Here is a 12,812-nt window from a genome sequence, read left to right as displayed (position 1 = left end):
GGCCTCAGTCCTCGCCGCGGGCGGGGGCGTGGCCGTCCCGGAGGGCCTCGATACCGGCGATCGCACAGTCCAGGGCGAAGGTGAAGTCCCGCTCGCGCATCTCCTGGACGGTGCTGCCGCCCCGGGCCTCCATGAGCGCCCGCGACTCGTCGAACTCCGGGCGGCCCTCGATGGTGCCCATCATCTCGGCGAAGAACTCGTCCTGACTGACGCCCGCCGCCCGGCAGCGGGCGGCGAAGCGGCCCTCGATGGTGCTGAAGCCGTAGACGAACTGGAAGACGAGGGCCAGCGCGCCCGGCACCTCGGAGGTGGGCAGGCCGCTGTTGTGGAGCACGCGCTGCACGGCGGTGGAGAAGGCCATGGCGTTCGGCCCGATGTTCATGTACTCGCCCATCAGCGGGGACAGCCAGGGGTGGGCGACCAGCAGCCTGCGGTATTCGGAAGCGATCTGACGCAGCTGATCGCGCCAGTCCCGCTCCTCGGGCTCCAGGTGCCCCAGGTGCTCATAGCCCTCGACGGGGCCCAGGCTTCCGGCGGGGAGCGACATCTCGCCCATCGCCGCGTCGAGGGCGAGTTCGAGGAGCTGGTCCTTGGTCTCGACGTACCAGTAGACCGACATCGCGGTGACCCCCAGCTCGGCCGCCAGCCGGCGCATCGAGAACCCGGCCAGCCCCTCGGCGTCCAGCAGCCGGACCGTGGCCGCGACGATCTTGACGTGGTCGAGCCCGGCCGGCTGCTGCTCGCCCCTGCGCTTGGAGGCCTTGCGCTCGGAGAGCCAGATGCTGGTCCGCGGACGGCTGACACGGCTGCCTGTTGCCATGGCGCGCTCCCCTTCGTCCCTGCGCCAGGGCCGCGCGGCTGGGGATGCGCGGCCGATGACGTCTTACTACCCGATGCTATGCCGCTGAGATCTCCTGTGAAGATCGTTCGGCACGGCGCAGCAGCACCGCCGTCAGCACGCCGCCCGCGAGCACGGCCGCCGCTCCGACCAGTTGGCTGGTCTGCACACCCGAGGCGAAGGCGTCCGCGACGGTGGCCCGCTCCTCCTCGGTGCGCGCGGCGGCGTAGGCGGTCGGGAACGAGCCGGCCCCGGCGGCGGCCGCGGGCAGCAGCGCGCCGAACCGGGAGCCCAGGACCGCGCCGAGGACGGCCACGCCCAGGCCGTTGCCGAACTCGGTGAGCGTGCCGTTGACGCCCGCGCCCACCCCGGCCTTCTCCGGCGGGATCGCCGACATGATGGCCGTGGCCATCGCGGGCATGGAGACCGCGATGCCCGCCCCCATCACGACCAGTCCGAGGAGCATCCCGCCGTATCCGTCGGCGCCGAGCGTCGCGATGAGGGCCAGCCCCAGCGCCAGCAGGCCCATCCCACAGAAGATGGTGACCGGGGTGCCGAGCTTTTGCAGCAGCCGGGCGCCGACACCCGTGAGGTTCAGCCCGACGATCACCAGCGCGAGCGGGGCGGTCCGCAGGCCCGCGCCCAGCGCGTCGTATCCGAGCACGAACTGCAGGTGCTGGGTGAGCAGGAAGAGCGAGCCGCCCATGCCGAAGGCGACGAGGATGCCGCCCCCGACGGCCCCCACGAAGCGGCGGTCGCGGAAGAAGTGCATGTCCAGCATCGGGTGGGGGATCCGGCGCTCCCACAGCGCGAAGCCGGTCAGCACCACCACGCCCACGAAGGCCGACAGCAGCACCCGCTGGGACGTCCAGCCGTGTTCGGGCCCCGAGATGATCGCGAAGACGACGCCGGTCATGCCGATCGTGGACAGCAGCGCGCCGAGCAGGTCGGGCCGGTCGCCGGTCGGGTTCTTCGACTCCGGCACCAGCCAGACGACGGCGGCGAGACCGAGCAGCGCCACCGGGAGGTTGATCAGGAAGATCGAGCCCCACCAGAAGTGCTCGAGGAGCGAGCCACCGATCAGCGGGCCCGCGGCGAAACCGAGCGAGCTGACGGCGCCCCACACGCCGATGGCCTTGGGACGCTCGCCCTCGTCGAAGATCTGGACGACCACGGCCAGGGTGGTGGTCATCAGCAGCGCCCCGCCGACCCCCATGCCCGCGCGTGCGGCGATCAGCTGGCCCGGCCCCTGCGCCAGCGAGGCGATCAGCGAGCCGATCCCGAACAGGGCGAGCCCCGCGACGAGCATCTTCTTCCGGCCGTAGCGGTCGGCGGCGTTGCCCGCGGTGAGCAGCAGTCCGGACTGGACGAGCGAATAGGCGTTGATCATCCACTGGACGTCGGCCGTGGAGGCGGCCATCTCCTCGGTGAGGGAGGGGATCGCGACGTTGAGGATGGTGTTGTCGAGCAGCACGGTGAGCTGGGCGAGGCAGATGACGCCGAGAATCAGCCAGCGCTGGGGGTGCCCGCCGGACTGGTGCCCGGGCGGGGTGTCGGACGTGGGGTCGGCGAGTTGCGCCGTCATGGGCACTCCTTGCGTGTCTTGTACGGCGTATGGGCGAGGTTCGTACACCGTACAGCGACTCCTCTACGCCGTACAGGAAATATTGGGCCGGGACGGCGAAAGGGCCGGTGACCGGGGGATTTCCCCGCTCACCGGCCCGCTCGGCGGTCCGCTCACCGGCCCGCTCGGCAGCTGGCTGAGCCGCGCGCCTCGCCGGATCAGGACTTGTTCGAGGCCTTCTGGGTCAGGTCGTAGAGGGTGGTGCCGTCCACGGTGACCTTCTTGAAGTTGGCCTGGATCCACGAGCTGATCTGGGAGGAGGTGCCGTTCCCGCCGCCCGGGCCGCCGCCCGGGCCGCCGCCCGGGCCGCCGCCCATGCCGCCCATGCCGCCCGAGCTGATGAAGTAGTGGATCCTGCCCTGCTTCACGTACTCCTTGAACTGCGCGAGGGTCGGGGACGGGTCACTGCCGTTGAAGCCGCCGATGGCCATCACCGGTTCCTCGGTGGCGAGTTGGTAGCCCGCGGCGTTCTGCGAGCCGATCGCGGCCGCCACCCAGGTGTAGTCCCCGGCGTTCTTCTCCAGCGCGGCCTTGACCTTGGAGCTGACACTCGGGCCGTCCAGCAGACCGCCCATGCCGCCGCCGCGTCGGCCGCCTTCGCCCATGCCGCCGGGCAGCATGCCCAGCCGGTTGCCCTGGCCGTTCTGGCCCTGGCCGCTGCCGTTCTGCTGGGACTGGCCGCCGCCGGGGAAGCCGCCGTTCTGGCCGCCCTGCTGACCGCCGCCGGGGGGCATGCCCTGCTGACCGGCAGGACCGCCGTTCTGACCCGGGCCGTTCTGACCCGGGCCGTTCTGGCCCTGGCCGTTCTGACCGTTCTGGCCCTGCCCGTTGCCGTTGCCGAGGCCCGGCGGGCCGCCGTTGGCACCGTCCCGGAAGCCGGCCCGGAAGCCGCCCGGCCCACCGCCGGGACCGCCCATGCCGCCCGACACCGCTGGACCGGCGGTGACGATCGAGCCGCGGTGCGGGGTGTCGACCGTGTTCAGCGTGTACGCGAGGGGCCCGGCCAGCGACGCCGCGAGGCCGAGGGCCGCCACGCCCAGCGCCGGCCGCCCGCCCAGCCGCGCCCCGGCCAACAGCCCGGCCGCCGCCGCGAGCCCGCCGATCAGCACGGCCCAGCGCAGCCAGGGGTGCCAGTCGGGGGAGCGGTTCAGCATCACGTACGACCAGACGGCCGTCACCGCGACCGTGGCGGCGAGCACCATCGAGGCCGCGACGGTGGTCCGCCGCTCCCACAGCATCGCCGCGCCCATGCCCACGATCGCCGCGATGTAGGGCGCGAGCGCGATGTTGTAGTACTGGTGGAAGATCCCGGACATGAAGCTGAAGGTGGCGAAGGTCATCAGCATCGCGCCGCCCCACACCAGGAACGCCGCGCGCCGGGTGTCCGTGCGCTTCGCCCGCCAGGTCAGCCAGACCCCGGCGAGCAGCAGGATGAAGGCCGCGGGCAGCAGCCAGGCGATCTGACCGCCCATGTCGGAGCCGAAGAGCCGGTCGATGCCGGTCTCGCCCCACCGGCCGCCGCCGTTGCCGCCGCCGCCGACGCTGCCGGTCTCGTTGCCGTTGATCCGGCCCAGGCCGTTGTAGCCGAAGGTCAGCTCGAGGAAGCTGTTGTTCTGCGAGCCGCCGATGTACGGGCGCGAGGACTTCGGCCACAGCTCGACGATCGCCACCCACCAGCCGCCGGAGACGACCATCGCGAGCCCGGCGAGCAGCAGTTGGCCGATCCGCCTGCCCGGCTTCGCCGGCGCGCACACCGCGTACACCACCGCCAGCGGCGGCAGGATGAGCCACGCCTGCAGCGTCTTGGTCAGGAAGGCGAAGCCGAAGCAGACTCCGGCGAGCACCAGCCACTTGGTGCGGGCGTCCTCCAGCGCGCGCAGCACGCAGTAGACCGCCGCGACCATCAGCAGACACAGCAGCGCGTCGGGGTTGTTGAACCGGAACATCAGCGCCGCGACCGGGGTCACCGCCAGCGTCGCCGCCGCGATGAGACCGGCGGCCGCGCTGAACCGGCGCCGCACCGCCGCATACAGCAGCCCGACCGTCGCCACGCCCATCAGCGCCTCGGGGACCAGGATCGCCCAGGAGCTCAGGCCGAACAGCCGCACCGACAGGGCCATCGGCCACAGGGCGGCCGGGGGCTTGTCGACGGTGATGGAGTTGCCGGCGTCGGAGGAGCCGAAGAAGAACGCCTTCCAGCTCTCGCTGCCCGCCTGCACCGCGGCCGAGTAGAACTGGTTCGCGTAGCCGGACGCGCCCAGACTCCACAGGTAGAGCACGGCGGTGACGGCCAGCAGCCCCCACAGCGCGGGCCGCGCCCAGCGCGGGTCCTCCGGCCGGCCGCGCCACGCCCGGACCAGGCGCGAGCCCGCCGGGGCCTCCGGCCGCGCGGGGAGCGGGGCCGGAGGGGTCGGAGGGGTCGGGGGCGGCGGCCCTGCCGCGCGGAAGCCCTGGTCGTACGTCGTCATCGGGTTGTCCTCGGATTGTCGTCGGTCGGGTCAGGGACGGTGGGAGCGCCGATGCCCGCGCTGTCCGCGCTGTCCGCGCTGTCCGAGGGGAAGACCCAGGCCCGGAAGAGCAGGAAGCGCAGCACGGTCGCGGCGAGGTTGGCGGCGATCAGGACGGCGAGTTCGGTGCTGTGCGCCGGGGTGCCGGAGGCGGCGGCGTCCAGGGCGGCCAGGGAACCGCTGGTCAGGGCGAGGCCGATGGCGAACACCACCAGCCCCTGGGCCTGGTGGCGCACCGCCCGGTCCCGGCCCCGTACCCCGAAGGTGAGCCTCCGGTTGGCCGCGGTGTTGCCGAGCGCCGACAGCAGCAGGGCCAGCGCGTTGGCCACCTGCGGGCCCGTGCCCAGCCGGAAGAGGGAGTACAGCAGCAGATAGACGAGCGTGCTGAGCGCGCCCACCACGCAGAAGCCGACCAACTGCCGGGCCAGCCCGCCCGGGACCCCGCTCAGCCCCCGGTCGCGCGGGTCGTCGCCGAAGGGGCGGCGCAGCCGATCGAGCGGCAGCGCGCCAGTGGCCAGCGCGCGCCCCACCCGCCAGACGCCCTTGAGGTCCTCGGTGGCCGTCCTCACGATGTGGACCGTGGAGTCGGGGTCGTCGACCCAGTCCACCGGCACCTCGTGGATGCGCAGCCCCGCCCGCTCGGCCAGCACCAGCATCTCGGTGTCGAAGAACCACCCGGTGTCCTCGACCAGCGGCAGCAGCCGCTCGGCGACGTCCTTGCGGATCGCCTTGAAGCCGCACTGGGCGTCCGAGAAGCGGGCGGACAGGCTGCCGCGCAGGATCAGGTTGTACGCGCGGGAGATGAACTCCCGCTTGGGGCCGCGCACCACACGCGAGCTGCGCGCGAGCCGGGACCCGATCGCCAGGTCCGAGTGGCCGGAGATGAGCGGGGCCACCAGCGGCAGCAGCGCGTTGAGGTCGGTGGACAGATCCACGTCCATGTAGGCCAGCACCGGCGCCCGCGACATCGACCAGACGGTGCGCAGCGCGCGGCCCCGGCCCTTCTGCTCCAGCCGGACCGCCGTGACCTCGTCGATGCCGTCGTCGAGTCGGGCGGAGATCTCCGGCGTGCGGTCCGTGCTCGCGTTGTCCGCGATGGTGATGCGGAAGGGGTACGGGAAGGTGCGGGTCAGGTGGTCGTGCAGCCGCCGCACGCACCGCTCGAGGTCGGCCTCCTCGTTGTACACGGGGACCACGACGTCGAGCACCGGCTGGCTCCGGCCGACCGTCACATGCGCACGGGCGGGCAGGGTCTGCGGGGGCGTCCCCGGTGTCCCGGGTGTCTCGGGCGGTGCCTCGAGAGGTGTGTGAGTTCGCATGGGGACGACATTCGCCAGCGGCGCTGTCATGGCTGTGTGGTCAGCCTGTGGGGTGCCTGTGAGTGGGTGACGGACTGATGGACAGCGGCTTGGCGTACGGGCGCCTGGTGCGCGGAAGGCCAGGGCCCGGAAGAGCGGTGAACGGAGGACCGGTGGGAGACCGGTGCGCGGAAGACTGGTGCGCGGAAGACCGGTGCGCGGAAGACCGGTGCGCGGAAGACCGGTGCGCGGGCAGGTGGACGCCGAAGACGGTGCGTCCGGGGACGCTGTCCACCGTCACCTGGCCGCCGTGCGCCGTGACCACGGCGTGCACGATGGCGAGGCCGAGCCCCGTGCTCCCGGCGGCGCGCGAGCGCGAGGCGTCGCCGCGCGCGAAGCGTTCGAAGACATGCGGCAGCAGGTCGGGCGGGATGCCCGGCCCGTCGTCCTCGACCTCCAGGGAGACGCAGGACGCGGGATACGGGGACGGATACACGCGCGCGGTGACCGTCGTCCCGGGCGGAGTGTGCGTACGGGCGTTGGCCAGCAGGTTGACCAGGATCTGACGCAGCCGGGCGTCGTCGCCGTACACGACCGCGGGGTCGTCGGGCAGCTCCAGGCGCCACTTGTGGTCGGGCCCGGCCGCCCGGGCGTCGCTGACCGCGTCGACCACCAGGGGCGACAGGTCGAGCTCCGCGCGCTCGACGGGGCGGCCCGCGTCGAGCCGCGCCAGCAGCAGCAGGTCCTCGACCAGGCCGGTCATCCGCGCCGCCTCGGACTCGACGCGGCCGAGGGCGTGGCGGGTGTCGGGTCCGATCTCCTCGCGGCCGCGTCTGGTCAGCTCGGCGTAGCCGCGGATCGAGGCCAGCGGGGTACGCAGCTCATGGCTGGCGTCGGCGACGAACTGGCGTACCCGCGTCTCGCTCTCCTGGCGGGCCGCGAGCGCCGACTCCACATGCCCGAGCATGCGGTTCAGGGCCGCGCCGACCTGGCCGACCTCGGTGCGCGGGTCGGCCTCGGAGGAAGGAACCCGCTCGCTCAGGGCCACCTCGCCGCTGTGCAGCGGGAGTTCGGAGACCCGGGTGGCGGTGGCCGCCACCCGGCGCAGCGGGCGCAGCGAGATGCCGACCATGGCTGCGCCGGCGATCCCGGCGGCGACCAGCCCGGCCGCGGTGACGGAGACCTCGGCGAGGATGAGGGTGTCGATGGTGTTCTGCGCCTCGGCGGTCGGGATGCCGACCAGGAAGTCGCCGTGGCCGCCGATGACGTACGTGACGCGGTATTCGCCCTTGTCGGGGATGTCGACGGTGTGCTCCGCCCCGTCCCGGGGGACCTGGCTCAGCGCCTTCCGCTGCGCGGAGGTGAGAGAGCTGCCGGAGATCCGGGGCTCCCCCGTGGTGGACTCGTGCTGCGAGCTGATCGCGCTGTCGCCCAGCTCGCCGCCGCCCCCGACCTCGGCGGCGAGGGTCCCCATCGGCTGGCCGGGCCCGGCGACGGTGTCGCGGATGTCCTCGGTCCAGCGGCCCCCGCCGCTGTCGGGCAGCGGGGTCTTGCCGATGCCGAAGGGCGGGCCCGCGACCCGCATGGCGACGCCGGAGAGCTGCTTGTCCACCTGGTCGTACAGATAGGTGTGGAGGGCGATGGTGGTGACCGTGCCGATGACGGCGCAGACGACGGCGATCAGCCCGACCGCGGAGAAGACCAGCCGGGTGCGCAGCGACCACGGCCTGCGGCGGCGGCGCGCGGACCGCCTGCCGGACGGGGAGGACGGACGGGACGGCCGGGGCCCGGCGGGCGCAGCGGCAGACGCACCGGCGGGCGCACCGCCGGCAGGGGAGAACGCCATGGCCCGGCTCACCTACTCGCCCGGCTTGATCAGATACCCCGCGCCACGCCGGGTGTGGATCATCGGGCTGCGCCCCGCGTCGATCTTCCGGCGAAGGTAGGAGATGTACAGCTCCACGACGTTGGCCTGGCCGCCGAAGTCGTAGCTCCACACCCGGTCGAGGATCTGGGCCTTGCTGAGCACGCGGCGCGGATTGCGCATCAGGTAGCGCAGCAGCTCGAACTCGGTCGCGGTCAGATGGATCTCCCGGCCGGCCCGCGAGACCTCGTGGCTGTCCTCGTCCAGGACCAGATCGCCCACGGTCAGCAGCGACTCGCTGCGCGCCGCCGCGGCCCCGGACCTGCGCAGCAGGCCGCGCAGCCGGGCCACGACCTCCTCCAGGCTGAAGGGCTTGGTGACGTAGTCGTCGCCGCCCGCGGTCAGCCCGGCGATCCGGTCCTCGACCGCGTCCTTCGCGGTCAGGAAGAGCACCGGCACCTCGGGGAGTTCACCGCGGACCCGCCCCAGCAGCGTGAGCCCGTCCATGTCGGGCAGCATGATGTCCAGGACGACGGCGTCCGGGCGCAGCTCGCGGGTGATCCGCAGAGCCTCCGCGCCGTCGCCGGCCGTCCGCACCTCCCAGCCCTCGTAGCGCAGCGCCATCGAGAGCAGGTCGGCGAGCGCCGACTCATCGTCCACCACCAGCACCCGTACGGGGCTGCCGTCGGGCCGCAGCAGTTCGGAACGCCCATGGGGCGAGGTCGCCTTCATGGTTGTCACCCTCGGGCGGCCGTCTGAGAGCCCCCTTTCGGCTGTCTGTGAAAAACCTGAGAATGCTGTGCGCTCCGCTCGGCCCCCGGCCGGCCCCTCTTGGGCTCTCCCAGGCCCCCTCAGGCCCTCTCAGGCCCTCTCAGGTGAGAATCCGGTGCCGAATCGGCGTACGACCGCGCGGCGGGAATCAACCGGATGGGGCCTCCGGTTGAATGGTCGTATGGCCTCTCACCACACACAGAGCGACACGCCCGGCACGACCTCCGGCAGGGCACTCGCCACGACACTGGGCCGGACGGGCATCTGGACCGGAGCCCTCCGCGCGACGGACCCCGCGCGGCACGGCGCGATCAGGGACGCCGCGGCCGAGTTGGAAGAGCTCGGCTTCCCAGCGCTGTGGCTCGGCGGCAGCCCCTCATTGGACCAGGCCGCCCTCCTCCTGGAGGCGACCTCCCGGATCACCGTGGCGACCGGCATCCTCAGCATCTGGGACCACACGGCGGCCGAGGTGGCCGAGCACCACGCCGCCCTCGACCCGGCGCATGGCGACCGCTTCCTGCTCGGCCTCGGGGTGAGCCACAGCCGCCTGGCCAAGGACTACTCCCGCCCGTACACGGCGATGCGCGAGTACCTCGACGCCCTCGACGCCGCGCCGACCCCCGTCCCCGCCTCCCGCCGGGTGCTGGCCGCCCTCGGCCCGAAGATGCTGAAGCTGTCCCGCGACCGCGCCGCGGGTGCCCACCCCTACCTCGTCACGGCCGAGTTCACCGCCAAGGCCCGCGAGATCCTGGGCCCCGACCCCCTCCTCGCCCCGGAGCTCAAGGTCGTCCTCGAACCGGACCTGGACCGCGCTCGCACCGTCGCCCGTGGCTATCTCGCCTTCTACCTCTCGCTGCCCAACTACACCAACAACCTCCTCCGGTTGGGATTCGGCGAGGACGACTTCCGCGACGGCGGCAGCGACCGCCTCGTCTCTTCCGTCTTCGCCCTCGGTGACGCGGAGGCGATCCGCCGCCGCGTCGACGAGTTCCTGGCGGCGGGCGCGGACCACCTGGCGGTGCAGGTCGTCACCGACAACCCCATGAGCGACATCCCGCTGGCGGAGTGGCGCACGCTGGCCGAGGCCCTGCCGCTCGGCCAGAACGGCTGAGCCCCGGGCTCGCGCCTCACCACACGCAGCTCACGACTCACGTTCGGGGCGGGCCCACCCCCGTCGGGCCCGCCCCGAACGCCGCCGGGTCAGCCCGGCCACTGTGCAAGCAGCATGGCACCCCCCACTGACAATCGCGCTGCCCTGCGACTCGCGGACGCCCGGGGCGGCGCGTCACGGCCCCGTCTCAGGCTTGCTGCGGGTTGGTATCGGCGCCGGTCAGGGCTTTTGTCGCGACCATGATGATCTGCAGTACAAGATCGCCACGTAGAGCTCACCACGCGCGAGATCCCCCCGTACACGATCCCCCCGTACACGATCACCGCGCACGAGATCACCGCGCACGAGATCACCGCGCACGAGATCACCGCGCACGGGATCACCGCGTACGGGATCAGTACGCACAAGATCAACACGTACGAGCTCACCAGACGCGACAACGCCACGTTCACCACCGACGGGACCCCCCAACGTGCTCAACCGCTCCCCCCGCACCCGCGCCGCCGCCCTCCTCTGCGCGGCGGGCCTCGCCCTGCTGGCCACCGGCTGCGAGGAGGACACCGCCGCCGCGCAGCCGGGGCGCGGACCGGGACCGGCGGCCTCGAGAGGCCGAGCGCTCGACGGCGACAGCAACGGAGACGGCACCCTGGCCCTCGGCAAGGCCGCGGCGATCACCTACAAGCGCGGCTCGGACAACGTCCGGGACACCCTGAAGATCGCGGCGAAGAGCGTGGTGCGGGGCTCCCAGGCCGACCTGCCCAAGGACGCCCTGCGGGCCGCGGACCGGCGACTGCGGCCGTACTACGTCACGATGACCTTCACGAACGTCGGTGACGCCGCCATCCACTACCCCTTCCTGAACACCCCCACCGGCCTGGAGGACCGCGCCGGCGTGCCCCAGGAGGTGCTGATCACGGGGGACGAGGGAGTGAAGCGGTGCCCCGGCAAGGACCCGGACGACTTCGGAGCGGGTCGGACCGTCACCCTGTGCAAAATCTTCCTGCTGCCCCGGGGCACCGCCCCGGCCACCGTCACCTACGCCACGGGCGATCACACCGAGAGCCCCGTGGCCTGGAAGATCCCGGGCTGAAACGGCCGAGGGCCCGGCACTGATGTGCCGGGCCCTCGTATGAGTAGCGGGGACAGGATTTGAACCTGCGACCTCTGGGTTATGAGCCCAGCGAGCTACCGAGCTGCTCCACCCCGCGTCGGTGCTGGTAACTGTACGTCATTCCGAGCGCCCAGGGAAATCCATTCCGCCCCCGGTTACTTTGCAACGGCCCGGTCTCAGCCTCGCTTCGAGTGGATCATCGCCTCTGGCCTGGGGCTTTGTCACGGCCATGATGTGTGCACACCACATCGACGGGCCTGCGCATCCAGCCCGCCGCACCACGAACTCACGTCAACGGGGACCGACTCATGCGTATCCGATCCACGCGCCACCGCACCGCCGTCACCGTCCTGTGTGCCGCCGGCTTCGCCCTGCTCGTCACCGGCTGCAACGACAACCTCGCCCAGGACGGCGGCGAGAAGACGCCCACCAAGGAGCCCAAGCCCTCCGCCACCCCCAGCAAGGCGCTGGACTCCGACGCGGGCAAGACCCTCGCCCTCGGCGAGTCCACCCCGATCACCTACAAGCGCTCGGACAAGACGGGCACCCTGAGGATCGCGGCCAAGAGCGTGGTGAAGGGCGCGCAGTCGGACCTGGACAAGGTGGCCCTCAACGCCGAGGAGCGGAAGCTCCAGCCGTACTACGTGACGATGAGCTTCCAGAACATCGGCAAGAACTCGATCCACTACCCCTTCCTCACCACCCCGGTCAATCTCCGTGACAGCCGCGGCGAGGACGCGAAGGCCCTCATCACCCTGAACGGCGACGTCGCCAAGTGCCCCGGCGAGGACCCGGACGACTTCGGCGCGGGCGACAACGCCACCCTCTGCAAGGTCTTCCTGCTGCCCGCCGGCGAGACCCCGTCGGTCACCTCGTACACGGGCGACTTCGACAAGGAGCCGGTGTTCTGGAAGGCCGGGCAGGACTGATCCCTGCTCTCCCACCCGGAGGGAGGCTGTTTCCACGGAAACGGAACCAGCCTCCCCACACAAACCAACCGACCCGCGCGAACCAGCCTCCCCACGCATCCCAGGGGACGGCATAATCCCCCCATGGCTGCCCATGTGTCCCCCGTCCAGGCCCTGATCGTCGTAGACGTCCAATCGGCCTTCGCCTCGGGTCCGGACGCGGTGCCCGCGGCACCGCGGATGGTGGTGTGCGTCAAGGACCTGATGGCCAGGGCCCGTACGGCCGGCGCGCTCGTCGTCCAGCTCCAGAACGACGGCCCGGAGGGCGCGCCCGACGAGCCGGGGACACCGGGCTGGGAGCTGCACCTGCCCGTCCACCAAGACCTCGGGGACGTCGTGATCCGCAAGACGGAGGACGACGGTTTCCAGGACACGCCCCTCGCGCGGCTTCTCAACGAGACGGGAATCCAGGCCCTGGCCATATGCGGAGTGATGTCGGAGATGTGCGTCAGCGCGACGGCGCGTACGGCGCTGGCCCAGGGCTACCGCGTGGTCATGCCGCACGACGCCCACGCGACCTACGACATCCCCGCGGCGCCCGGCATCAGCGACATGGTGCCCGCCGCGATGGTCTCCCGCGTCGCCGAATGGGCGCTGGGCGACGAGGTCGAAATCGTCCCGCACGCCGCCGATGTGACGTTCGAGCCCCCGGCGGACCGGCCGACCCCGGAAGGGGCTCAACGATCCTCAGTACATTGACGGGTTCTCAGAAGCTCTGAT

The 12,812-nt window shown here is 72.0% G+C and carries 10 protein-coding genes and 1 tRNA gene; 4 read left to right on the top strand and 7 right to left on the bottom strand.

Annotated features, from left to right (window positions below; all coding sequences use genetic code 11):
- Positions 1–4 precede the first annotated feature (4 nt).
- From ABFY07_RS30095 to ABFY07_RS30070, 6 genes are all read right to left on the bottom strand, one after another.
- On the bottom strand, positions 5–820 hold the full coding sequence (locus ABFY07_RS30095) for a TetR/AcrR family transcriptional regulator (protein ID WP_346177519.1): 816 nt from the start codon (positions 818–820) through the stop codon (positions 5–7).
- Positions 821–896: 76 nt separating this feature from the next.
- Entirely contained in the window at positions 897–2,423 is a 1,527-nt protein-coding gene (locus tag ABFY07_RS30090; protein ID WP_346177518.1) for an MFS transporter, read from the bottom strand.
- Positions 2,424–2,620: 197 nt separating this feature from the next.
- Positions 2,621–4,930: an ArnT family glycosyltransferase gene (locus tag ABFY07_RS30085; RefSeq protein WP_346177517.1), complete on the bottom strand. Its 2,310-nt coding sequence runs from the start codon at positions 4,928–4,930 to the stop codon at positions 2,621–2,623.
- Complete coding sequence (locus ABFY07_RS30080) at positions 4,927–6,288, bottom strand: bifunctional glycosyltransferase family 2/GtrA family protein (RefSeq protein WP_346177516.1); 1,362 nt, start codon at positions 6,286–6,288, stop codon at positions 4,927–4,929. The genes ABFY07_RS30085 and ABFY07_RS30080 overlap by 4 nt, the downstream gene beginning before the upstream one ends.
- A gap of 40 nt (positions 6,289–6,328) precedes the next feature.
- A complete protein-coding gene (locus ABFY07_RS30075; protein ID WP_346177515.1) occupies positions 6,329–8,113 on the bottom strand; it encodes a sensor histidine kinase in 1,785 nt (594 codons plus the stop codon).
- 12 nt (positions 8,114–8,125) lie between these two features.
- Complete coding sequence (locus tag ABFY07_RS30070) at positions 8,126–8,863, bottom strand: response regulator transcription factor (RefSeq protein ID WP_076970928.1); 738 nt, start codon at positions 8,861–8,863, stop codon at positions 8,126–8,128.
- Between the two features lie 220 nt (positions 8,864–9,083).
- On the opposite strand from ABFY07_RS30070, the gene ABFY07_RS30065 reads away from it, so the two are divergent.
- Complete coding sequence (locus ABFY07_RS30065; protein ID WP_346177514.1) at positions 9,084–10,013, top strand: LLM class F420-dependent oxidoreductase; 930 nt, start codon at positions 9,084–9,086, stop codon at positions 10,011–10,013.
- Positions 10,014–10,485: 472 nt separating this feature from the next.
- Positions 10,486–11,103, top strand: a complete 618-nt coding sequence (locus tag ABFY07_RS30060; protein WP_346177513.1) for a hypothetical protein — start codon at positions 10,486–10,488, stop codon at positions 11,101–11,103.
- A gap of 44 nt (positions 11,104–11,147) precedes the next feature.
- Here ABFY07_RS30060 and ABFY07_RS30055 read toward each other — a convergent pair.
- Positions 11,148–11,221, bottom strand: a tRNA-Met gene (locus ABFY07_RS30055).
- Between the two features lie 211 nt (positions 11,222–11,432).
- Between ABFY07_RS30055 and ABFY07_RS30050 the strand changes: the two genes are divergently transcribed.
- Both ABFY07_RS30050 and ABFY07_RS30045 read left to right on the top strand, forming a co-directional pair.
- Complete coding sequence (locus ABFY07_RS30050) at positions 11,433–12,053, top strand: hypothetical protein (protein ID WP_065961788.1); 621 nt, start codon at positions 11,433–11,435, stop codon at positions 12,051–12,053.
- 123 nt (positions 12,054–12,176) lie between these two features.
- Positions 12,177–12,791 (top strand): isochorismatase family protein, encoded by a 615-nt coding sequence (locus ABFY07_RS30045; protein WP_346177512.1) that lies wholly within the window; start codon positions 12,177–12,179, stop codon positions 12,789–12,791.
- Positions 12,792–12,812: the final 21 nt, after the last annotated feature.

It is taken from the genome of Streptomyces sparsogenes subsp. cuspidosporus, from assembly GCF_039532705.1.
Classification (GTDB): domain Bacteria; phylum Actinomycetota; class Actinomycetes; order Streptomycetales; family Streptomycetaceae; genus Streptomyces; species Streptomyces sparsogenes.
The sequence above is the reverse complement of the archived record's forward strand: the minus strand, read 5'-3'. Positions and strand labels throughout refer to the sequence as shown.

Coding starts and splice junctions, on each gene's coding strand:
- ABFY07_RS30065 (WP_346177514.1), top strand. CDS start 9,084: ATGGCCTCTCACCACACACAGAGCGACACGCCCGGCACGACCTCCGGC.
- ABFY07_RS30045 (WP_346177512.1), top strand. CDS start 12,177: ATGGCTGCCCATGTGTCCCCCGTCCAGGCCCTGATCGTCGTAGACGTC.
- ABFY07_RS30090 (WP_346177518.1), bottom strand. CDS start 2,423: ATGACGGCGCAACTCGCCGACCCCACGTCCGACACCCCGCCCGGGCAC.
- ABFY07_RS30050 (WP_065961788.1), top strand. CDS start 11,433: ATGCGTATCCGATCCACGCGCCACCGCACCGCCGTCACCGTCCTGTGT.
- ABFY07_RS30085 (WP_346177517.1), bottom strand. CDS start 4,930: ATGACGACGTACGACCAGGGCTTCCGCGCGGCAGGGCCGCCGCCCCCG.
- ABFY07_RS30080 (WP_346177516.1), bottom strand. CDS start 6,288: ATGCGAACTCACACACCTCTCGAGGCACCGCCCGAGACACCCGGGACA.
- ABFY07_RS30095 (WP_346177519.1), bottom strand. CDS start 820: ATGGCAACAGGCAGCCGTGTCAGCCGTCCGCGGACCAGCATCTGGCTC.
- ABFY07_RS30070 (WP_076970928.1), bottom strand. CDS start 8,863: ATGAAGGCGACCTCGCCCCATGGGCGTTCCGAACTGCTGCGGCCCGAC.
- ABFY07_RS30075 (WP_346177515.1), bottom strand. CDS start 8,113: ATGGCGTTCTCCCCTGCCGGCGGTGCGCCCGCCGGTGCGTCTGCCGCT.